Source organism: Acinetobacter albensis (assembly GCF_900095025.1).
GTDB lineage: Bacteria > Pseudomonadota > Gammaproteobacteria > Pseudomonadales > Moraxellaceae > Acinetobacter > Acinetobacter albensis.
In genome coordinates this window covers 82,034-105,098 of sequence record NZ_FMBK01000002.1, presented here as the reverse complement: position 1 = coordinate 105,098, position 23,065 = coordinate 82,034, and the positions used below count along the sequence as shown (strand labels likewise).

The following is a 23,065-nucleotide window of genomic DNA, read 5'->3' as shown; positions in this document are numbered from 1 at the left end:
TTTCATTAAAATTGGTATGACCAATAAAACCTAAAGTAATTAAAAACCTGCAAAAATATGATTAAATAATAAAATCAAGTGAATTAAAGATCAATAGCTATCTAATTTAATTAAAATTGGTATGACCAATAGTGAGGTCATTAAATAATGATTTCAGTCGTATTGGTTGAATAGAAAAATTCGTTGTTATTGTTTTTTAGCTAATTTTTAATAAAAAAAGATGGAAACTCATTAGCTCTACAACTTTAGTCCAATCTCTCATTTTTGGGTTCTTTTCTTTTTGATTTGCATTGCTTCATATAGCTTTTCCATCTTGCAATAATTTTATAGCGCAATCGATTGAAGATTGAAGATTGAAGATTGAAGATCGAAGATCGAAGATCGAAGATCGAAGATTGAAGATTGAAGATTGAAGATTGAAGATTGAAAAAAATACAGTCTGTAGAGTCTAAAAATTATTCAGTAGTTTTATTCTCCTATTCAGTTTCAGACAGCATTTTTAAATTACATTTCAGGCTATTTAAAACCGCTCAAAAAAGCCTTTTCATCTGATGTACGGCAGCGATCCATTCCCTTTAAAATTAAACATATTTTTTTGTTTGTCTATTTTTACGAAAAAAAATCTGACTAAAAGTGCTATCATTGAAGCAACTATAGATTCTCCTTGGCTACCCATTTATCGTGGTGCCTATTTTATATCGTTAGGACTAACAATGACTGATAATGCAACGATCTTGCAGAATGTACCCGTAGGTAAAAAAGTTGGGATTGCCTTTTCTGGTGGCCTCGATACTTCAGCGGCGCTATTGTGGATGAAACAAAAAGGGGCTGAGCCTTATGCGTACACCGCAAATTTAGGTCAGCCAGATGAAGATGATTATGATGCTATTCCAAAAAAAGCTGAAGCTTATGGCGCAGTAAAAGCACGCTTGGTCGATTGCCGTTTACAGCTTGCATTAGAAGGTATTGCTGCGATTCAATGTGGCGCATTCCACATTAGTACTGGCGGTGTGCCTTATTTCAATACGACGCCACTGGGTCGTGCAGTAACAGGAACTATGCTTGTTACCGCGATGAAAGAAGATGACGTTAACATTTGGGGTGACGGTTCAACCTATAAAGGAAACGATATTGAACGTTTCTACCGTTATGGTTTGTTAACCAATCCCAACTTAAAAATTTATAAGCCATGGTTAGATCAAACTTTTATTGATGAGTTAGGCGGCCGTGCTGAAATGTCGCAATTCCTCATCGACAATGGCTTTGACTATAAAATGTCAAAAGAAAAAGCGTATTCAACTGACTCGAATATGTTGGGTGCTACACATGAAGCCAAAGATCTTGAATACTTAAATGCTGGAATTAAAATTGTTGATCCCATCATGGGCGTGGCATTTTGGAAAGATGATGTTGAAGTAAAATCTGAGGAAGTGACAGTCACTTTTGAAGAAGGTATGCCTGTTGCACTGAACGGACAACGTATTGAAGATCCTGTTGAGTTGATTCTCGAAGCGAATCGTATTGGTGGCCGTCATGGTCTAGGCATGTCGGATCAAATCGAAAACCGTATTATCGAAGCGAAATCTCGCGGTATTTACGAAGCTCCAGGTATGGCTCTGCTCCATATTGCTTATGAACGCCTTGTAACAGGTATTCACAACGAAGATACAATTGAACAGTACCGCATTAACGGTTTACGTTTAGGTCGTTTGTTATATCAAGGTCGTTGGTTCGATTCTCAAGCACTTATGTTACGTGAAACTGCTCAACGTTGGGTTGCAAAAGCTGTAACAGGCACTGTGACTTTAGAGCTTCGTCGCGGTAACGATTACACCATTATGAACACCGAATCAGAAAACCTAACCTATGAAGCTGAACGCTTAACCATGGAAAAAGGTGATTCAATGTTCTCTCCAATGGATCGTATTGGTCAGTTAACCATGCGTAATCTTGATATTACCGATACTCGTGCCAAGTTAGGTCTTTATACCAACGTAGGGCTACTTGCAGTCGGTACAGGTTCAGCTGTTCCTCAACTCAAAGACAAAAATAAATAATTTTTGCTCGCAAAAAAACCGCCTGATCAGGCGGTTTTTTTATCATTTTTACCGTTAGATCGTTTGAATCGTACGTATCGATTGGTAATAAATTTGATTACGGCCTAACTCTTTCGCTCGGTACAAAGCTTGATCCGCAACCACCAATAATTCATCTTTATTAATTTCAGTTTCACCCTGATAAACGGTAATTCCCAAACTAATCGTAATGTAATCGGATACCGAAGATTTCTCATGTGAAATTTCTAAACGCTCAATCGCTTTATAGATATTTGAAGCCACGGCATATGCGCCATGTGCATTGGTTTCTGGCAATAAAACCACAAACTCTTCTCCGCCATAGCGAGCAACAAAGTCCATATGACGTATGGCATTTTTTATCGATTTTGCGATTGCAGAGATGACATTGTCACCTTTTTGATGACCATAAAAATCGTTATATTTTTTAAAAAAATCTACATCAATGAATAAAATAGACAAAGAGGTTTCATTTTCACGCGCCTGTTGAAAAAGTGTATCTAGGGTTTCATCAAAGGTTCGACGGTTAGAGATTTTAGTTAGCTCATCATGCTGACTTAAATGTAATAATTCTGAATTATAAATACGATGAATATTCTCACTAATTTTAGCGCGTAATGCATATAAATAGATCATTCGTTCGCGTGCAAAAATCATGTGGCTAATGACAAAACCCAGCAAACAACTTCCGAATAAAATTCGTGCAAGTGCAATCGTATTAAAATGAATATTAAATGTAGCAAACAAAATAATTGTCGCCAGCGCTGCCAATAGACCCGTGAATAGCAAGTAAATAGGCTTTACCCCAGTCAAAATATAGCTGAGAATATAAATTATACCCACAATCGCCATGGCTTGATGTTGGAGTTCAATGGTTTTTGCTGTCATGGTGAGCCATGAAGTTGAAACAATAGCCCAAAACATCAGAAAAATACTGGCGTAAGTAAAATAAGGACGCAATTTAGAAAAATAAGCAAAGAAAAATAAAATCAGTAAACACAGACCTACATTAGTCAAACTGATCAGAGAGCGAACAAAATCATCCAAGAAATATTGTTGGTCAATGATGAAATAATCTGTTGGCACCATGACCACGATAAAAATAAAATAAACGAGAACTCCACTCCACACATATTTTTCGACATGTTTGCGTGCACGTTCTAAATTTTTCGCCCAAAACTCATGTTCCATTTCTTTCGGAAAAACGTGGCCGACACGGCGACTTTGATGTGCAATTAGTCGTTCTATTTTTTCTTTATCGTCTTGTAGTTTTGCTAAATTATACTTGTCGTTCATATGCAAGCATGATGTCATTTTTATTAATATTTAAAATAACATAGTTTTTAGCTTCAGAATGGTATATCTCTCGCCATTTGTCCTGAATTGGCGTTACCATTTTAAACCTATATAGATTATCATTTGTTTTATTTCTTTGATTGAAATGACCTTGAATACGATCACTCTTCTCCAGCCAGACGATTGGCATGCACATCTTCGTGATGGACTTGCTTTAAAACGAACAGTGCCTGACTTAGCCAATCAATTTGCGCGCGCAATTTGTATGCCAAACACTGTTCCTCCTGTAAAAACAGTAGAAGAAGCGATCGCTTATCGTGAACGTATATTAGCGCATGTACCTGATGGGGTAAATTTCGACCCACGCATGGTGCTTTATTTTACCGATCACACTGAGCCGAGTGAAGTTAAAAAAATAAAAGACTCGGAATTTGTGAATGCCATCAAGTTATATCCTGCTGGTGCAACGACAAATTCAGACAACGGTGTCAGTGATATTCGTAAAGTTTATGCTGTGATTGAACAACTTGAAGAACATCAAGTTCCGTTACTGCTTCATGGTGAAGTCACTCATCAGCATGTCGATATTTTTGATCGTGAAAAACGCTTCATTGATGAAGTGCTCGCTCCCTTACTGAAACAATTTCCAAAACTTAAATTAGTTCTTGAACATATCACGACCAGTGAAGCTGCCAATTTTGTACTCGAGCAAGACCGTAATGTTGCTGCAACCATTACGCCTCAGCATTTATTGTTTAATCGTAATGACATGCTTGTCGGCGGTATAAAACCACACTTCTATTGTTTGCCTATTTTAAAACGTCAAACTCATCAACAAACTTTGCTAGAAGTAGCCACCAGTGCGAATCCTAAGTTTTTCTTGGGTACTGATAGTGCGCCCCACTCAAAAGATGCTAAAGAAAATGCATGTGGTTGTGCGGGTTGTTATAGTGCACCGACGGCCATTGAATTATATGCTCAGGCTTTTGATCAAGTGGGTAAAATTGAACGCTTAGAAGGTTTCGCCAGCCATTTTGGTGCAGATTTTTATGGTCTACCGCGTAATACCAATACAATTACCCTAGTCAAAGAAGATCAAGTGGTTCCGACAAGTTTAGATTACTTGGATGGTGAACAGATTATCCCGCTTTATGCAGGTAAAACCATTCCATGGAGAAAAGTGTGACAGATGTAACCCTACCCATTATGGGTCAGCGTTTTCGCGGCTTTTTACCTGTCGTGGTCGATGTTGAGACAGCAGGTTTCAATTCACAAACCGATGCTTTACTCGAAATTGCAGCCATTCCCATTGTTTATAATGAACAAGGGGAATTTGTTCCAGGTCAAGCATACCATGCGCATATCAATCCATTTGAAGGTGCGCATTTAGATCGTCGTTCACTTGAATTCATCGGGATTGACCCTTCAAATCCTATGCGAATAGCAATGGCTGAAGATGAAAAAACCGCAATGAAGCGTATTTTTAAAGCAGTCAATGAGGTTCGTCGCCAGCAAAATTGCACCCATGCTGTTTTAGTTGGACATAATGCACATTTTGATCTTGGCTTTTTACAAGCAGCCATTACGCGAACAGGCACTAAAAATCAGAGCCCTTTTCATAGTTTTTCTGTGTTTGATACCGTGACTTTAAGTGCAGTCATGTTTGGACAAACAGTGTTGGCAAAATCATGTATTCAAGCTGGAATTGAGTTTGATGGTAAAGAAGCTCACTCTGCTTTATACGACACACAGAAAACAGCTGAACTGTTTTGCTATATTTTGAACAAACTCGCACCTCACTTACTTGACACACTGGTGGCGGATCAATAAGATACCGCCATCCTCATACGTCCCTATCGTCTAGAGGCCTAGGACATCGCCCTTTCACGGCGGTAACCGGGGTTCGAATCCCCGTAGGGACGCCATATATTTTTTAATCCTGCTATTTCAATCGACTCATTATTAAAAAGATTATTCAAAATACTTTTTCCTCTGCCCTCTAGTTAAGATAATTTTAATTTTTCATCTGACTGTTTATTTTAAAAATTTCAATTTATTATTAGACATGATCAATATTTATCATTTTTCAATGAATTTATTCTTACTTAATCTTCGTCCTCATCTGCACCTAGATTTTTTATAAAATAATCACTTTGATTATAAATGAGCTTGAATTTAAATTAAGAAAACTTACTTTCTAAAGTAAGAGTGTTAATTTTATCCACTTAATTCAATATTTCAAAAAAACGGCTACACAAGTTTGACAGGTTCGGGAAAAATCCATACTATACCCATCACCTCAATACGACCCTATCGTCTAGAGGCCTAGGACATCGCCCTTTCACGGCGGTAACCGGGGTTCGAATCCCCGTAGGGTCGCCATATATCGTGCCATACGATCATTCAAGCTTCATTATTCACTATTATTACATTGCAGATTTGTAGTTTTTCACTACAATAGCTCGCTTCCTTTCTCTCTTTCTTTTCTCTTATGCAGTCATCTCATACTCCGAATGATGCTTCGCATCAGGGCAATTCTGCGCCATTAAAACGCGCTATGAGTACTCGACACTTGGTCATGATTTCGCTGGGTGGCGCAATCGGAACAGGGTTATTTTTAGGTTCGGGTGAAGTCATTGCACAAACGGGGCCTGTAGGTGCCATTCTTGCGTACATTTTAGGTGGTTTAATTGCCTATGCTGTAATGCTGTGTTTAGGTGAACTTGCTGTACATATGCCTGAATCTGGCTCATTTGGAACGTACGCGCAAAAATATATTGGCCCAGGCACGGGCTATACGATCACTTGGTTATATTGGTTAACTTGGACTGCAACTTTAGGCACTGAGTTTACTGCAGCAGCTTTGCTGATGCAGGAATGGTTTCCTCAAATTTCAGTTTGGATTTGGACATTAACTTTTGCAGCAATTATTTTTGGACTCAATATGAGCTCTACGAAATGGTTTGCAGAATCTGAGTTTTGGCTGTCTTTGGTCAAAGTCATCACAGTGATCAGTTTTATTATTTTAGGTTTATTGGCCATTTTTGGTGTTCTTTCATTCCACGGTCACACCTCTGCACCTTTATTTAGTAACTTGACCGCTGAGGGTTGGTTTCCGCAAGGTCTGTTCCCTATTTTTGCTACCATGTTGATTGTCAATTTTGCATTTTCAGGAACAGAATTAATTGGCGTAGCTGCGGGTGAAACCCAAGATCCTGCCAAAAATGTTCCTAAAGCAATCAATGCTGCGATTTGGCGTCTCCTGATTTTCTTTGTGGGTACTATTGTGGTGATTAGTGCACTGCTACCACATCAGTTGGCAGGTTTGGATGCGCACGGGGTGAGTAGTAGTCCATTCGTGACTGTATTTACTTATATTGGTATTCCTTATGCGGAAGACATTATTCGCTTTGTCATTATTACCGCCCTGCTCTCTGCTGCCAATTCTGGTTTATATGCGGCATCACGAATGATGTGGTCTTTGTCTGACAAAAAACAACTGCCTGCGGTGTTCTCTAAATTAAATCATCGTGGTATTCCTTTTGTTGCGATTATTGTCACCATGTTTGGCGCAATTCCAGGTTTATTATCTGAACAATTTGCACCTGAAACTATTTTTAAAAATCTCTTGGGTATCGCTGCTTTTACTATGGTCATTGTTTGGATGAGCATTTGCTTGAGTCAATTCAATTTCCGTCGACAATGGTATAAACAAGGCCGTACAGCGAAAGAATTGGGCTTTGCTGCACCTTTATTCCCAATAGTGCCTATTTTAGGTTTCGTGTTCTGCTTTATTACTGGCATTAGTATGGCAACCGATCCAGAAATGCTGCCAGGCTTTATTGGATGTTTGCTTTTTATTGCAGGCTGTTACCTGAGTTATTATCTTTTCTACCGAAAAGTAAATTAATGCTATAAAAGAGTGGTCAAAACCCACTCTTTTTTTTATGCTGAATACAGACAATAGTATTTATAAAAAAATAGACGCTGTATGAAAATTATTTTTATTCATGGAATGAATCAACAAAACTATAATGAAGCAACATTAAAACATTATTGGTTAAACATATTCCAAATCGGTTTAAATAATGCACAACAAAATTTTGATATCACATCGTTAGATATCAATATGCCGTTTTATGGAGATTTACTGAGTAAGCATCACTTATATAATACGCTAGATTTAGCCACCTTATTTCCTCAGTCTTGGACCCATTTACATCTGCCTTTTCATTTAAGACATAACACCACTCTTGTGCAAGAACAAAAACCTAGAATTACCGTCCTTCCGACGTTCAACCCCAGTCAATCCAAGTCACTCACGCAGCGCTTATCTATTATTTCAGCCTTAACCAAAGATCATGCGTTTAAAGAACTAAGTTTATTCTTAAATCATTATCCAAAATTACATGACACTGTAATCCATAAATTTTTAATCGAAACCTATCTCTATTTATCCAATCCAGATTTTATGCATGAAGTACATCAAAGAATTATGTATCACATTCATTCCGATAAAGATCATATTATTGTGGCACACTCATTGGGAACTGTGATTGCCTATAATTTGCTTCATCAATTTACGAATTTTAAAATTCAACGCTTCATTACTTTAGGCTCTCCCTTGGCCTTTAAAGTCATTCAAGAAAAATTAGCTTTGCCCATTGCTCGTCCTCCACAACTTCGGGGTGACTGGTTTAATTTTTATTCACCTGACGATTTTTTAACAGCCTTTCCACTCTCCACAGATCCTTTTAATTTTAAACCAGCAATCATTAATCAAGCGATTACCACGCTTATTCATAATCCACATAGCATCGCAGGTTATTTACAACATCCAGCCGTGATTCAAAGTATTTTAGATGGGTTAAAAGACGAAAAATAACCTATTCTTAGATAAATCCTCAGTATTTGTTTTATTTTTATTCAGTTGATTGTTTTTTTAAGGATTATCTTGGAAAAAGGTTTGACAGCTTTTCATATCCACCCTATTATACGCCCACCTCTGAAACGTCCCCATCGTCTAGAGGCCTAGGACATCGCCCTTTCACGGCGGTAACCGGGGTTCGAATCCCCGTGGGGACGCCAATTTTTTAGATGACCCTATCGTCTAGAGGCCTAGGACATCGCCCTTTCACGGCGGTAACCGGGGTTCGAATCCCCGTAGGGTCGCCATATTCGAGATTAAAATCTCAACAAAAAGCCTGATCATGATGAATCAGGCTTTTTTATTTCATTTTACTTTTACTTAAAAATTTCTCAAATACCAAGTCAATATTTGTTCTTCAGAATAAATATTGACTTGGCGAAAATGCATTCATCACTTAAAACAGATCAGTCTTTTTAATGTCAATCTGATTAAGACAAAACGATTTGTTATTTTGATCTTTTAAGATTTAAGCGCTTCGACGTGAGTTAACTCGACCTTTGATCATCGCACTAATATTACCTTTGGCATATTTAAAGAAAACTTTGAGTGGTGATAATTTAGGATTTGGGCTTTTGCCTTGAGCAATATCTTTAAACTGTGCGGCATACCAAATGATTTCCATAATCGCCATTTTATCAATCATCGGAATACCTGTTTTAATTTTATCGACCGCATAACGTACATCTTGGCCTGCAATCAAGCCTTGGGTTAAATCAGGTTCTACTGCTAATGGACGTGCAATTCCAATAAACTCGCAGGCTCCGCTATCCAAAGCCGCATTCATACCTTCAACGGTACGAAATCCGCCTGTTACCATTAAATGACAATTCACTTGTTTACGAATTTTTTCTGCAAAATCGAGAAAATAAGCTTCACGCGCAATCGAACTTTCCTTACGCTTTTCTGACTTAACCCCAGCCATGGCAGGTGCTTCATAAGACCCACCCGAAATTTCAATTAAATCAATTCCAGCAGCATCTATGGTTTTAAATACATAAATAACTTCTTCTTCAGTAATGCCACCACGCTGAAAATCAGCAGAATTGAGTTTAACTGAAATAATAAACTGTGCTGAAGTGACTGCACGTACAGCCTGATAGATTTCCAATAAAAAATGCATTCGGTTTTCAATCGAACCACCCCATTGATCTTGGCGTTTATTGGTCAGTGGTGATAGAAATTGGCTAATCAGATACCCATGCGCACCATGAAGCTGTATGCCTTCAAAACCTGCTTGTTCACATACCTGTGCAGCTTTTGCAAAACGTTGAATAATATCCTGAATCTCATCTTCACGTAATTCTCGAGGTGTACCAAAAGTGGTCGCCAACATGGGACTAAAAGGCACAGCAGAAGGTGCCACCGTTTCTTTATTGAGGCCTTTCGGACACTGACGCCCAGGATGTGACAGTTGAATGAGTTGCACCATGCCATGTTGCTTACCCACTTCTGCCCATTTTTTCAGTTCAGCCAAATCACGTTCTGATTCAATCACCACTACGCCCGGTTCATTTTTCGCCCGGAAATCAACCATAACATTGCCTGTAATTGCACAACCCAAACCGCCTTTTGCCCATGCTTCATATAAACCTAAATGCAATTGATTAGGTTGTCCTGCATGATTTGCCAAGGCTTCACTCATCGCACCTTTAATAATGCGATTTTTAAATGGGATATTGCGAATTGTAGCGACTTCAGCAAGATGACTCATAGTTATATTCCAAGTGGTTTTGTATTTATATTCAGTCTAAACTTATTCTTTAATTCAATCATGTTCAATCTGACAATATGACTTGTCAGTAAATTCAAACATACTGACTTGCCGCAATCAATTGCTGAGTATATTCAGTTTGTGGGTTTGAAAATAATGCTGTTGTACTTTGAAACTCTACGACCTGTGCATGACGCAAAACCAAAATTTTTTGACACAGTGCTTTCACCACATGTAAATCATGACTAATAAACAAGTAACTAATCTGATGCTCCTGCTGTAAACGTCTGAGTAATTGAACAATAGCACGCTGGGTAGTACGGTCTAATGCTGAGGTTGGCTCATCCAAAATCAGTAGTTTTGGTTTCAATACCAAAGCTCTTGCCAGTGCTACACGTTGACGTTGACCACCCGATAATTCATGTGGATAACGCATTCTAAAAGAATGCGGCAATTCGACCTTTTCTAAAGCTTCATCAATTCGTTGAGATATTTCAAGAGCAGAAAGTGAATGCAAACCTAAACCCTCACCGATGGTTTGCTCTACATTGAGCCGTGGATTTAAGCTGCTAAATGGATCTTGAAAGACCATCTGAAATTCGGCACGTAATGGGCGTAATTGCTTTTCAGTGCATTGGTTTAAGTCAGTGGACAATAATACAATCTTACCATCACTTTTGATTAAACGTGAAATGGCCAAAGCCAGTGAAGTTTTACCTGAACCACTTTCCCCTACAATTCCGATCGATTTGCCATGCGCCAATTCTAAATTTAAAGGCTCAACGGCAACAAAATAGTCTTTCACCCGATTTAACCATCCTTCTTTAATCGGGAACTTAACGCCTACTTGATGTAGCGTCAGCAAATTTGACTGCTCTGCAATCTGTATAGCTTCGCCAAAATCATGATTGAGTAAATTTCGGGTATATGCCTGTTTGGGTGCTGTAAAAATATCATGAACTTTACCCTGTTCTTCAACTTTTCCTTGCTTCATCACCACCACTTGATCTGCATAGCGATGAACTAAATTTAAATCATGGCTAATCAGAATAATCGCCATATTTCGGCTGTGTTGTAATGATTTTAATAACGCTAAAATTTGTGCTTGTAAGGTTACATCGAGTGCCGTTGTCGGTTCATCTGCGATCAAAATATCAGGATCAAGTGCCAACGCCATCGCAATCATGACACGCTGCCGTTGCCCGCCCGAAAGCTCATGTGGATAACGACGTAATTTATCTTGCGGCTCTGGGATTCCAACATCCTTGAGCAGTTCTATAACGCGTGCTTGCGTCTTTTTTTTAGACCAACCTTGCAGCAATAAAGTTTCACCAATCATCTTTTCAACCCGATGTAATGGATTTAAAGCAGTCATCGGTTCTTGAAAAATCATAGCAATTTTATGACCGCGAATTTGTCTCAGTTGCTCAGGTTGAAGTCGCAATACATCTTGTTGCCCCAAGTAAACTTGACCCTCAACCTCTAAATTTTTCGGTAAAAGCCCCAGTAAAGCCAAACTACTAATTGACTTTCCAGAGCCGCTCTCACCTACAATTGCAATGGTTTCACCTGAATGTAAGTCAAAACTAAGATCTTCAACCAATTCCTGTTGTTGATGTCGAATTTTTAAATGTTTGACCGACAGTACGGTGTCTGAATTACTGACGTCTTGGATCGAATGCATCGCGTGTCGCCTCCCCAATATAAATCAATAAAGATAAAACAATGGCCAAGCTAAAAAAGCCTGAGAGTGCTAACCATGGTGCATTTAAATTGGATTTCCCTTGAAGCAAAAGTTCACCCAGTGATGCAGCATCAGGAGGTAAGCCATAGCCCAAAAAGTCCAATGCCGTCAGTGCAGTGATATTGGCGGTCAGCATAAAAGGGAGTTGCGATAAACTCGAGCTCATCGCATTGGGTAGAATATGACGAAACATAATGGTGCGATCTGTCACTCCTAAACTACGTGCTGCACGTACATAATCCAGATTTCGTGCCTTCAAAAATTCGGCACGTACCAGTCCAACTAAGGTGGTCCAGCCAAAAAATAGCATAATCAAAAATAACCAATACACACTTGGAGTAAACATGCTGACCAAAATCATGACCATAAATAAGGTTGGCAAACCTCCCCATACTTCTAATATGCGCTGGCCAATTAGGTCGACCCAACCACCGTAATAGCCCTGTATTGCTCCAACGATAATTCCCAAAAGAGCGGAAGCAAAAGTTAAAGCAAAACCAAAAAGCAGCGAGACCCGTAAACCATACAGAATACGTGCTAACACGTCACGACCTTGATCATCTGTGCCAAGCCAATTTTGTACAGTCGGCGCAGAAGGTACAGGAACTGCCAATTCTAAATTTGGAGTTTGATAAGAATATGGAATCAACGGCCAAACAGCCCAACCTTTATCATTAATCAGCTGTTGTACGACAGGATCTTTATAGTCTGCTTCAGTTTCAAATATTCCACCGAACGCAGTTTCTGGATAAGATTTAAAAACAGGAACATATAATGTATCTTCATATTTAACCAATAGCGGTTTATCGTTCGCAATCAGCTCAGATGCCAGTGATAATATTAAAATGATGCTAAATAAAATAAGACAGCCAAAGCCAAGTTTATTGTCTTTAAATCGTTGTAGACGCGCATGTATTAAAGGTGACATTATTCAGCACCTCTTGAATCAAAATTAATACGCGGATCAATCACTTGATATAAAACATCACTGATTAAGCGTAAGATTAAGCCCATTAAGGTAAATAAAAACAATGTACCAAAAATGACCGGATAATCTCGTTGCTGAATCGCTTCAAAACCCAGTAAACCCAAACCATCTAAATTAAAGATGATTTCAATAAACAAGTTTCCGACAAAGAAAATACCAATCAAAGCCTCAGGCAATCCTGCAATCACAATCAACATGGCATTACGAAACACATGTCCATATAACACACGCGATTCCGTTAAACCTTTGGAACGAGCCGCCAAAACATATTGCTTATTCAGCTCTTCCATAAAAGAATATTTGGTCAAATAGGTCAGTCCCGCAAATCCACCAATCACCATTGCAATTAAAGGGAGAGTCATATGCCAAAAATAATCTTTAATTTTATCTAACCAGCTTAAACTCTGAAAGTTGTCCGAGACCAGACCTTGCAGTGGAAACCACTGGAAATAGGAACCACCAGCAAAAAATACAATCAATAAAACTGCAAAAATAAAAGCTGGAACGGCATATCCTATTGCCAATAACATTGAAGTTGATTTATCAAAAAACATACCATGTTGACGTGCTTTTTTAATCCCCAAAGGAATAGACACCAAATAAATCAGCAGAGTACTCCAAAGGCCTAAAGACAAAGAAACGGGCATTTTTTCCCAAAGCAATTGTGTAACAGGTTTGTCTTTAAAAAAACTGGTACCAAAATCAAAACTCGCATAGCTTTTCAGCATATTCCAAAAACGTGTCGGTGCAGGTTCATCAAAGCCATATTGCGCTTTAATTTTTGCCACCATTTCTTCACTTAAACCTTTGGCGCCCTCATAATGACTTTGAGTCGACGCAGTTTCGCCACCTGTTGCCCCAATACCCTGAAAAGCTTCGGCTTGTTGAATGGCTTGTTCGACTGGACCACCGGGTGCAATTTGAACCACGATAAAGTTAATCAATAAAATGAAAAACAGCGTCGGAATAATCAGCAGTAGTCTTTTTAATATGTATAGGCCCATCGAAACAATATTCCTTGTGTCTGGGTAATTGCTTATTGTTTTCTTAAATATTGGTTTACTTTTTTGGCTTGTGCGGCATCGCTCCACCAGTAATCAATTCCCGCTGAGAGCTTGGGTTTCACTTTCGGTTGATGATACATATTCCAATATGCAAACCAGTTTTCACCTTTACCATAAGTTGGAATTTGATAATAGCCTGCACGTAATAAACGATCGAGAACTTGGGTTCGCAACACCAGTTGTTCCCGATTAGGTGCTTGAATAATTTGCTCAATCAGCGTATCAATGACAGGATTTTTTATCCCTGAATAATTATAATTTCCAGGTTGATCTGCCGATGCACTGCCCCAAAATTGCGCTTGTTCATTGCCCGGATTCAGGGATTGTGGCATCACACTAGTCGTCATATCGAAATCTTTACTTCGCATTCGTTCAATATATTGGGGTACATCAACATGACGAATACTCACTTGTACACCTAAGCGTTTCATATTGCGTATAAATGGCATGAGTGTACGTTGCAATCCATCTTGATGAATCAAAAATTCAATACGAATCGGTTTGCCTTTAGTATCCAGTAATTGACCATTTTTAACCCGATAGCCTGCTTGAAGCAACTGCTGCCGTGCCATGAGTAAATGTACTCGATTAAAACCACTGGCATCCGAAACAGGATATTGCCATTTTTTCAATACACCTTGACGTTGAATGGGACTTAATCGGGCTAAATGTGGTTTCAAAATCGCCATTTCAGCCTGACTTGGAATTCCTTTCGCTTCTAGTTCACTGTTCGAAAAATAGCTTTGTAAGCGTTGATATTGCCCATAAAAAAGGGCTTTATTTTGCCATTCAAAATCATAGGCATTACTAATGGCCTGACGAAATTGAATGTCATCAAAAGGGGCACGCCGAGTATTAAATACAAAACTTTGTGTTGGAATGGGATTTTGATGCTGAAACTTATATTTCACCACCATTCCTGCTTTTACCGCAGGAAAATCATATTCGGTCACCCATTTACGTGCAGTAAATTCTTCATGCAGCGTATATTGCCCAGATTTGAACCCTTCAAATGCAATATCGAGATTACGATAGTAAACATACTTCAAGCGTTCAAAATTATAACGCCCCTTATTCACAGGTAAATCTTTACCCCAATAATTTGGATTACGTTTATAGGTAATACTTCGACCTGCATCAATCCGATCAATTAAATATGGACCAGAACCTAAAATAGGTTGCATGGTGACACGAGTAAAATCTTTGCCTTGCCAATCTTTAGCGGAATAAATAGGCAAAGATGACAAAATCAGTGGCATTTCCGCGTTATTTTCCGACTTGAAACTCATTTTGACTGCATATTTGGACAGTACTTCAGTTTTATCCAAGTCTGCCAAATACATTTGTAAACCTGGATTGGATTTGGTTTGATAAGCATCAAAACTAAATTTTACATCTTGTGCAGTGACTGCACTCCCATCACTGAAACGTGCTTTCGGATTTAAATGAAAAATGACATAACGTGTTTTATCAGGATCGAAGGTTACCTTCTCTGCAAGTAATGGATACATCACACCGGGTTCATCCAGCGAATTTGCCATCAGTGAATCAAATAGATGATCAATTCCTTCAGTCGAACTCCCTTTACCATTCATGCTATTTAAATTGTCAAAAGTGCCATTGCTGGCTTGACTTAAATAACCGCCTTTAGGCGCATGAATATTGGCATAAGGCATGACCGATAAAGCAGCATATTTAGGCTGACTATGGATCGCAATATAAGGTGTCGTTTGCAAAGCAGCATTGAGCGCTTGGCTTAAAAAAACCAGTCCACCTATAAATGTGCACCTTTTTAAGATAGCAAACGACATTCTTCCCTACTCCCTGTCTTTACAGCGTTATAAATTTGGGACTTTAATGATTGCACCAATACGCAATTGAGTATTCGGCTGCATCGCATTCATTTCAGCCAATTTGACCGTATCCAAACCATAACGGTTTGCCAACCCAATAAGAGTATCACCACGTTGAATTTTGTATTCAGTCACCACTTTTGGAATCGTAATCTGTTGTCCCACTCGCAGTCCTGAACGTGCATTTAGATCGTTGAGTTCGGCCAATTCTGCCACCGATATTCCTACTCGATTGGCAATCACATTGAGAGACTCACCCGATTTCACCGTATAAGCATCTGTATTTTTCGAATTTTTTGAGGTTTTGGCCGTTTTTACTTCTGACTTGGTCTCTGCTTGATCCGCTTCACCTTCAACTTTTAAACGCTGTCCAACACGTACATTTGCAGTGCGAGATAAATCATTTAACTCGGCAAGATAATTCAACTGTAAATGATATTTTTTGGCAATACTGCTGAGTGTTTCACCCGATTTAACCAAATGAATATCACTATTTTTTTGTGTATTGGATTTTTCAACATTAGCATCTTTAAGAGTTGATGCTGTTTCTTCCCCTGTGAGTTTGAGACGTTGCCCTACCCGTAAACCTGTAGTACGACTGATACCATTCAGATTCGCAATATAGTCCATACCCACATTATATTTGGCAGAAATAACAGATAGGCTATCTCCTGACTGGACTGTATACGTTTCTGGAACAGTTGATCCTGCTGGAATTTTAATCACCTGCCCTAAACGTAAGCCGCCAGTATTCGAAATTTTATTTAACTCAGCCAACTCCGTTAACGAAATTTTCGATTGCAGCGCGATACTGGTTAACGTATCACCGCGCTGTACTTGATAATTTTCAACTTTATAAGTCGGTTCAACACTCACATTGTCTATTTTAGAGCTAATTTTTTCATTGGACTGATTGTCCGATTTAGACTCGATAGTTTGAAGAGGAACATTAATTTTTTGCCCCATTAAAAGGCTACTGCTCGAAGTTAAACCTGTGGTTAAATCGGCCAACTCTTGATTTGACAAAGCATAACGCTCCGCAATCAATTTTAAATACTCACCACGTTTTACTACATACGGTTTAGTCTTGATTTTAGACACAGCATTAGAACGCGCCACTTGTGTGTCTGAGATACTAGGTGAAGTTTGAACAGTTTCCTTTAAATTGAGTTTTTGCCCTACACGTAAACCACTGTTTAGCGATAAATTATTGTAATCGGCCAATTGTTTCACCGAAAGCCCAAACTGACTTGCCACCCCTGTCAAGTTATCATTTGCCTGCACCACATAGCTTTCAGCTTTTGATTTTACAGGAGTAGATGTCTCTGTATTTTGCGGTTTTGCGTCATATAAATAAATACTGGTTCCCACAAACAAAGGAGATTTCGGATCAATCTGATTCCACTTTGCTACATCACGCCAGTTCAAACCATTCTTCATTGCAATCACGGCTAAAGTATCACCCGGTAACACTGTATAGGTACTGCGTTTACCTTTAGGAGGACTGACCACGACTTCTGAATCAGTTCTAACGTAATTTTTACCTTGGTTCCGTTTGGCTTCTTCAGAATCGGCACGGGTATTTTCAGCTACCCCTTTTGGATATGCAAATCCTCTGGTTAATTCTTTACCTTGTTGTTCTGCAATCGACTGACTGGTCTGAATAGCAGTTAATTTAATTTTACCGTCAAATGGATCAACAATTTCTGTACCTTGAGGTGCTAGTGCTTTTAGCTCCTCCACCACCTTTTCTTGTTCTGCTTTACTGGCGACGGGCTGTAAAACTTGTTCTACCGTTTTATTTTCGCCTTCCGCTTTGACAGCAGCCAAAATTTGTTCCCGTTCAGCCGCAGACAATGCAGGTTCTACAGATATAGGTTTCACATTTGCAACTTGATTCACGGCAACAGGAATACGTGGCGCACTAGGAATATCACTATTCGCAGCAAAAGAAGCTAAAGCTGCCGAACCTTGAGGGGTTGATTTAGATTTTGATACTGCTGCAAGTACTGGATTAGACGCTGTAGGTGTCTTTGAAGCCGTTGTAACTACAGTAGTATTTGACTTCAATGCAGGGGGAGCTGTTTTAGCAGGTGTAATCTGTTGTGTATTTAAAGTGGGAGGATTAGATTTTTCAGGCGTAAATGGTTTAGCTGTGTTGGCCCATAAACCGCCAGAATTCGGTGATAATTTTTTGATTCGTGCATCGATTGATGGACTTAAATCGGCAGGAATAATAATCCGCATTGGGCTTTGGCTATCAATTTGATCTCCTCGATGTCCCGGATTCAACTGATACAATTCAGCACGACTTAAACCCGTGATTGAAGCAATTTCATTTAAATTGACTGGTCCAACAGCAATTTCTCTAAAATGTGGACGATTGGCAATCGGGGGTAGTGACACACCATAAGCATTTGGATTTTTAATAATTTGTGCAACTGCTAAAAAACGTGGTACATAATTCATCGTTTCTTGAGGCAGTTTAAGTGACCAGTAATCCGTTGGCAAACCTGCTGCTTTGTTGCGGTTAATCGCCTGTTGAATACGTCCTGGACCCGCATTATAGGCAGCCAAGGCCAATTCCCATGAACCAAATTGATTGTATAAACTTCCTAAAAACTCATAGGCGGCACGCGTTGATTCCACTACATCACGACGACCATCATACAAACTGGTTTGCTTTAAACCATAGATACGTCCTGTACTTGGAATAAACTGCCACATCCCTGCTGCGGCAGCGCTGCTGGTCGCGGCAGGATCGTAAGAGCTTTCAATAATGGGTAACAATGCCAGTTCAGTCGGTAAACCACGACGTTCTGCCTCTTTAACGGTGTGATAAAGATAGCGAGACGCACGAGCACTTAAACGATCTAAATAGGGTTGACGCGAAATAAACCACCCACGCTGCGCTTCAATACGCGAATCCCAATGGGTTTGATCCATTTTAAAACCCACCGTCATGCGTTTCCACACATCACCGTGTTTTAAAATTAATAGACGATCACCTTCTACCGCACGCATATCTGTTGCGGAAAGTAAATCTTCCAATGAGTCCAAACTATTCGCATCTAAATAGCCTGAACCAACCATGTTCGATTTTGAACTTTGGGTTGCACTTTGGCTCGAAGAACAGCCAGTCAGACCCAAAGCAGCAAGCGCTGACCCCAAGACAGTTATTTTAAAAAAATGAGGAAATGAAGGCTGCAACAAAATCGCGGTTGGTTTATACATAAAAGATATCCAAACAACTCGTATAAAATTTATTTTTTAGAACTGACATTGTAGTGAAGCATGTGACAGACACAAGGCAATAATTTAATGCTATTTCAGTATATATGTTACAAGAAATTAAAAAATAATCAGGTTATGCAATACGACAGTGTAATTGCGTTATACAATACAGTCTTTAGTACATTCAAATTAATTCTCTTTTTACTGCTTCGGATTTGGTTTTATGGCTCAAACAATCACTCTTTATGTCGATGGCGCTTGTCGGGGGAATCCTGGTTTAGGCGGTTGGGGTGCTTATATTATTACTGAATCGGAAGAGCATAAAATTTTTGGTGGTGAACCTGATACCACCAATAATCGGATGGAACTCACTGCTGCGATTGAAGGCGTTAAGTTTTGCCCAACCGATGCCAAACTGATTATCTGGACAGATTCTAATTATGTTAAACAAGGGATAACTGAATGGATTCATGGCTGGAAAAAGAAAAACTGGAAAGATGTTAAAAACCCCGATCTTTGGAAACTGTTGGATGCAACCTGCCAAGGTCGTGAAATTGAATGGAACTGGATTAAAGGACATGCAGGTCATGCAGGCAATGAAATGGCCGATCAACTGGCCAACCTTGGTGCAGACCAAACTTTAGCCTCAATGAAAAATCTCGCATTGAAAGCAGACAAAAGTTCAAATGATAAAAAAAAAGATGAAAAAGATTGGCTTCTCGATGACCCATTCGGCTTCGACTCAATGGAATCTAATGTGCAGGATGAAAGTGAAGTTTTAGATGGAATGGAGTCAGCACATATTGAAAATGAAAATTTCTCCACTGAAACGAATAATCAAGCCAGCACCTTAGCCTCTGTTGCTGTGCCTGAATCAAGCACAACACACCCACATATTGTGATCACCCCTCGAACAAAACAGGTTTATGGACCACGACAACTTATTCTAGACACTGAAACCACCGGTTTTTATTTTCAGGACAGCGATCGGATTGTCGAAGTTGGCGCCATTGAAATGGTGAATCGCAAACTTACTGGTAGCTCGATTCATATTTATATTAATCCACAAAAACCAGTGGGTGACTCTGAAAATATTCATGGTATTTCAGATGCTTTTTTAAAAGATAAACCCGTATATGCAGAAATTGCCGAGGTTCTTTTTGAGTATTTAAAAGGTGCCGAAATTATTGCGCATAATGCCACCTTTGATATGAACTTCTTAAACATGGAATTTAAGCGCGCTGGATTTTCGCGCTTATCAGAGGTCTGTGAAGTGACCGACACCTTGGCCATGGCAAAAAATAAGCATCCAGGGCAAAAAAACTCGCTTGATGCCTTAGTGCGTCGCTATGAAATTCCTCAACGAGATCGTACCTTCCATGGTGCCTTACTCGATGCTGAAATTTTAGCTGATGTTTATTTGGCCATGACAGGTGGTCAAGTTGCATTCGATATGGATAGCTTGAGTGAAAGTGAGCAACGTGACGCTCAAAATGCACGTGAAAACCTGCCTATTTTAGAGCTTCCTGTTATTTATCCTTCTGAACAAGAACTTGAAGAACATGAGATGTGGGTCAAACAATTTGAAGAAAAACATGGAACAGCTTGTCTTTTTACAAAATAAAATCTACATTTTTAGAGGTTTTTTGTATTTAAACATTTAGCAGTTACGCTATAGTTAGACATAAAGAAATTTCGCCCTTAATTGGCTGCTCATAATCAGATAAAACACTAGGAAAGGTGCAGATCAATGTCTTACCAAACCTCTATTCATTTTGACCCGACTGCATTGCTGATAATAAAAAATGAGGTTGATAACTCAATTAAATTAGTCGAATCAGCGGTAAGTAGCTTAGCAGAAGACCAAGTTTTACCTTTTGGTATTGATGATGCACTCAATCAGTTTGAGCAATGCGCACATGTGCTTGCCCTGATTGATATGCCGAATTTGGCTAAAATCGCTGAGTATTCTGCCGAGTTAATGCGTAAAATCATGCAACACCCGACGCAAATCAATACTCAAGAAGTGATTGCCTTAAGTGAAGGTACCACTATGCTAAAGCGTTATATTGAGTTTATTTGTCTACGTGAAGTACAAATTCCACAATTCTTACTCGATACACTCAATCGTCTAGAAATGGCTTTGGCTAAACCGCTTACCTCAGAAGGTCAGCATATTGAAGCCTTGCTCAATTTTCTAAGCCCTGATTTTCAATTACCTGTAGCACCCACATTAGAAAAATCTGAGTATGTTCATCGTTTATATAAATTATCTTTGAACAAATTGCTCAAACAACAAGAAACTGAATTTGATATTCAAGCAATTAAACTGGTCGGTGCCTATTTAGCAGGTTTGTCCGACACCACAATCAGCAAGCAATATTGGAGACTGGTTCATGTTGCATTCAATCAAATTGATCAATTACTGCTAAATGATCCACGTTTACGTACACTGATTAGTATTGAAAGAAATATGGCACACTATTTCAATGCACCTGAGCGTTTTAATGCCACTATGAGCGATATGGCCAACATTTTAAGTTTATGTATCAGTCAGGAAGATAACGTAGCTCAACAGATTCGCAGTCAACTTAATATCGCTGAAGATCACCTTACCGATACCCAATTACAAGTGTTTAGCCGTCATTTATATGGCCCAGACTTGGATACCATCCATACCATTAGTGAACTTGTAACCACAGAAATGCATCAAGTACGTAATGATATCGAATTTAACTATCAAAATATGTCGCCTGAAAAAACTCAAGAGCTACAAGACAAACTCACCAATCTAGCCAATATTTTCAAAGTGCTGAACCTCAATGAAGCACATCACGACTTATCGCGTCAGGCAAGCCTATTAAGTAATGCTGAAGTCCTTAAAAATGAAAATTTTGCACAACAATTAATGAATTGTATTTTATCTGCAATGAATTCAATTGGAATATTAGAGCGCCATTACACATCAAGCCGTTTACAACTGCGTGTAAATAACATGAATATTTCTTTAGATCGTTTGGATGAGGCACATGTTGCTTTACTCAACGAAACTAAAGCAGTGATTGAGCTTTGTAGCCAAAATTTAGTTCATTATTTACAAGATAAAGATTTAACACTGTTGCAAAACACCCCAACTCAACTCTGTGAAATTGCAGGCGCAATAATATTCTTAAATGCAGAAACTGGGTATATGGCCATTCAGACAGCAGCTAAATTTATTCAGCAGCAATCTGAAAGCTCAACGAATATTGAACCTGAACAGATTAATCAAATACTCGATACATTAGCCAGTGCCGACATGATGATTGACAATTTAAAATACAAACAACCTGTATTACAAGCCATGTTTAATGTAGCATTGAAAAGTAGTGAAAACCTGAAAAAAATAGTGGCCTAATGTCTGAATTATCACTTGCTTATATTTTCCATCAACAACAACTTTTAGTGGATCACCATTTTCAACTACCTCGAGTTGAAAGTTTAGCAAGTGACCTTCAAATGAATACGGGTGATCGAGTGATTGCCCGTGATCTGCTTGAAGATGAGCCTATTCCTACAGGATTACAATTGGTTCCCATACGACAGCTATTAACGCTTTGGAACACGCAACAATTCGAACATGCCAGTCGTGCTATTCAGCTTTTAGAATGGCGTAAAAATCATAAATTCTGTAGTCATTGTGGACATCAAACCCATATTCATCCTTCTGAATATGCCATGATTTGCCCTAGCTGCCGTTATCATCAATATCCTCGTGTGCAACCTTGTGTGATTACTATTATTACTCGTGGCAATGATGAAATATTACTGGCTAAAAATGCAAAAAATAAAACCAACATGTATGGCTTGATTGCAGGTTTTGTCGAAGTGGGTGAAACACTAGAAGAAGCTGTGCGCCGGGAAACTTTAGAAGAAGTGGGATTAAAAGTAAAAAATATTCAATATTTGGCCAGTCAACCGTGGCCTTTCCCGAGCAATTTAATGCTGGCTTTTCGTGCAGAGTATGCTTCTGGGGAAATTGAGCTGCAAGAAGAAGAAATTAGCGATGCAGAATTTTTTAAATTTGATCAACTGCCTGAAATTCCATTCAAAGGCAGTATCGCCTATGCCATGATTAAACATGTCATCGAAGGCACTCCCGTCGCTGACGACACTCAAAAATGGTTATAA

At 39.0% G+C, this 23,065-nt stretch carries 15 protein-coding genes and 4 tRNA genes; 12 read left to right on the top strand and 7 right to left on the bottom strand.

Going from position 1 to position 23,065, the window contains the following annotated elements; all coding sequences use genetic code 11:
* The first annotated feature begins 713 nt into the window (after positions 1-713).
* Positions 714-2,057 carry an argininosuccinate synthase gene (gene argG, locus GA0116959_RS01770; protein ID WP_092717719.1) on the top strand — a complete coding sequence of 448 codons (1,344 nt, stop codon included), beginning with the start codon at positions 714-716 and terminating at the stop codon, positions 2,055-2,057.
* 54 nt (positions 2,058-2,111) lie between these two features.
* On the opposite strand, the gene GA0116959_RS01765 is transcribed toward argG, so the two are convergent.
* Complete coding sequence (locus GA0116959_RS01765) at positions 2,112-3,371, bottom strand: GGDEF domain-containing protein (protein ID WP_092717716.1); 1,260 nt, start codon at positions 3,369-3,371, stop codon at positions 2,112-2,114.
* Between the two features lie 151 nt (positions 3,372-3,522).
* Between GA0116959_RS01765 and pyrC the strand changes: the two genes are divergently transcribed.
* From pyrC to GA0116959_RS01725, 8 genes are all read left to right on the top strand, one after another.
* Positions 3,523-4,557, top strand: a complete 1,035-nt coding sequence (gene pyrC, locus GA0116959_RS01760; protein WP_092718074.1) for a dihydroorotase — start codon at positions 3,523-3,525, stop codon at positions 4,555-4,557.
* Positions 4,542-5,201: a ribonuclease T gene (gene rnt, locus GA0116959_RS01755; RefSeq protein WP_053579905.1), complete on the top strand. Its 660-nt coding sequence runs from the start codon at positions 4,542-4,544 to the stop codon at positions 5,199-5,201. Before pyrC ends, rnt begins: the two co-directional genes overlap by 16 nt.
* 19 nt (positions 5,202-5,220) lie before the next feature.
* Positions 5,221-5,296: transfer RNA gene (locus tag GA0116959_RS01750), tRNA-Glu, on the top strand.
* 381 nt (positions 5,297-5,677) lie between these two features.
* Positions 5,678-5,753: transfer RNA gene (locus GA0116959_RS01745), tRNA-Glu, on the top strand.
* Between the two features lie 109 nt (positions 5,754-5,862).
* Positions 5,863-7,281: an amino acid permease gene (locus GA0116959_RS01740; protein WP_092717713.1), complete on the top strand. Its 1,419-nt coding sequence runs from the start codon at positions 5,863-5,865 to the stop codon at positions 7,279-7,281.
* 81 nt (positions 7,282-7,362) lie between these two features.
* Positions 7,363-8,256, top strand: coding sequence for a hypothetical protein (locus GA0116959_RS01735; RefSeq protein ID WP_092717710.1), 894 nt, complete (start codon positions 7,363-7,365; stop codon positions 8,254-8,256).
* Between the two features lie 127 nt (positions 8,257-8,383).
* Positions 8,384-8,459: transfer RNA gene (locus GA0116959_RS01730), tRNA-Glu, on the top strand.
* Positions 8,460-8,470: 11 nt separating this feature from the next.
* Positions 8,471-8,546, top strand: a tRNA-Glu gene (locus tag GA0116959_RS01725).
* A 221-nt stretch (positions 8,547-8,767) separates the two neighbouring features.
* On the opposite strand, the gene GA0116959_RS01720 is transcribed toward GA0116959_RS01725, so the two are convergent.
* From GA0116959_RS01720 to GA0116959_RS01695, 6 genes are all read right to left on the bottom strand, one after another.
* Positions 8,768-10,012 (bottom strand): NADH:flavin oxidoreductase/NADH oxidase family protein, encoded by a 1,245-nt coding sequence (locus GA0116959_RS01720; RefSeq protein WP_092717708.1) that lies wholly within the window; start codon positions 10,010-10,012, stop codon positions 8,768-8,770.
* A 94-nt stretch (positions 10,013-10,106) separates the two neighbouring features.
* On the bottom strand, positions 10,107-11,696 hold the full coding sequence (locus GA0116959_RS01715; RefSeq protein WP_092717706.1) for an ABC transporter ATP-binding protein: 1,590 nt from the start codon (positions 11,694-11,696) through the stop codon (positions 10,107-10,109).
* Complete coding sequence (locus GA0116959_RS01710; RefSeq protein WP_092717703.1) at positions 11,671-12,684, bottom strand: ABC transporter permease; 1,014 nt, start codon at positions 12,682-12,684, stop codon at positions 11,671-11,673. Before GA0116959_RS01710 ends, GA0116959_RS01715 begins: the two co-directional genes overlap by 26 nt.
* Positions 12,684-13,748, bottom strand: coding sequence for a microcin C ABC transporter permease YejB (locus GA0116959_RS01705; RefSeq protein WP_092717700.1), 1,065 nt, complete (start codon positions 13,746-13,748; stop codon positions 12,684-12,686). The genes GA0116959_RS01710 and GA0116959_RS01705 overlap by 1 nt, the downstream gene beginning before the upstream one ends.
* 32 nt (positions 13,749-13,780) lie before the next feature.
* Positions 13,781-15,619, bottom strand: coding sequence for an extracellular solute-binding protein (locus tag GA0116959_RS01700; protein ID WP_092717697.1), 1,839 nt, complete (start codon positions 15,617-15,619; stop codon positions 13,781-13,783).
* 27 nt (positions 15,620-15,646) lie between these two features.
* Positions 15,647-18,895, bottom strand: coding sequence for a LysM peptidoglycan-binding domain-containing protein (locus GA0116959_RS01695; protein WP_092717694.1), 3,249 nt, complete (start codon positions 18,893-18,895; stop codon positions 15,647-15,649).
* 223 nt (positions 18,896-19,118) lie between these two features.
* On the opposite strand from GA0116959_RS01695, the gene dnaQ reads away from it, so the two are divergent.
* The 3 genes from dnaQ (at position 19,119) to nudC (ending at position 23,065) form a co-directional block, all read left to right on the top strand.
* Positions 19,119-20,519, top strand: coding sequence for a DNA polymerase III subunit epsilon (gene dnaQ, locus GA0116959_RS01690; protein WP_092717691.1), 1,401 nt, complete (start codon positions 19,119-19,121; stop codon positions 20,517-20,519).
* A gap of 126 nt (positions 20,520-20,645) precedes the next feature.
* Positions 20,646-22,292, top strand: coding sequence for a chemotaxis protein (locus GA0116959_RS01685; protein ID WP_092717688.1), 1,647 nt, complete (start codon positions 20,646-20,648; stop codon positions 22,290-22,292).
* Positions 22,292-23,065 carry an NAD(+) diphosphatase gene (gene nudC, locus GA0116959_RS01680; protein ID WP_092717685.1) on the top strand — a complete coding sequence of 258 codons (774 nt, stop codon included), beginning with the start codon at positions 22,292-22,294 and terminating at the stop codon, positions 23,063-23,065. Before GA0116959_RS01685 ends, nudC begins: the two co-directional genes overlap by 1 nt.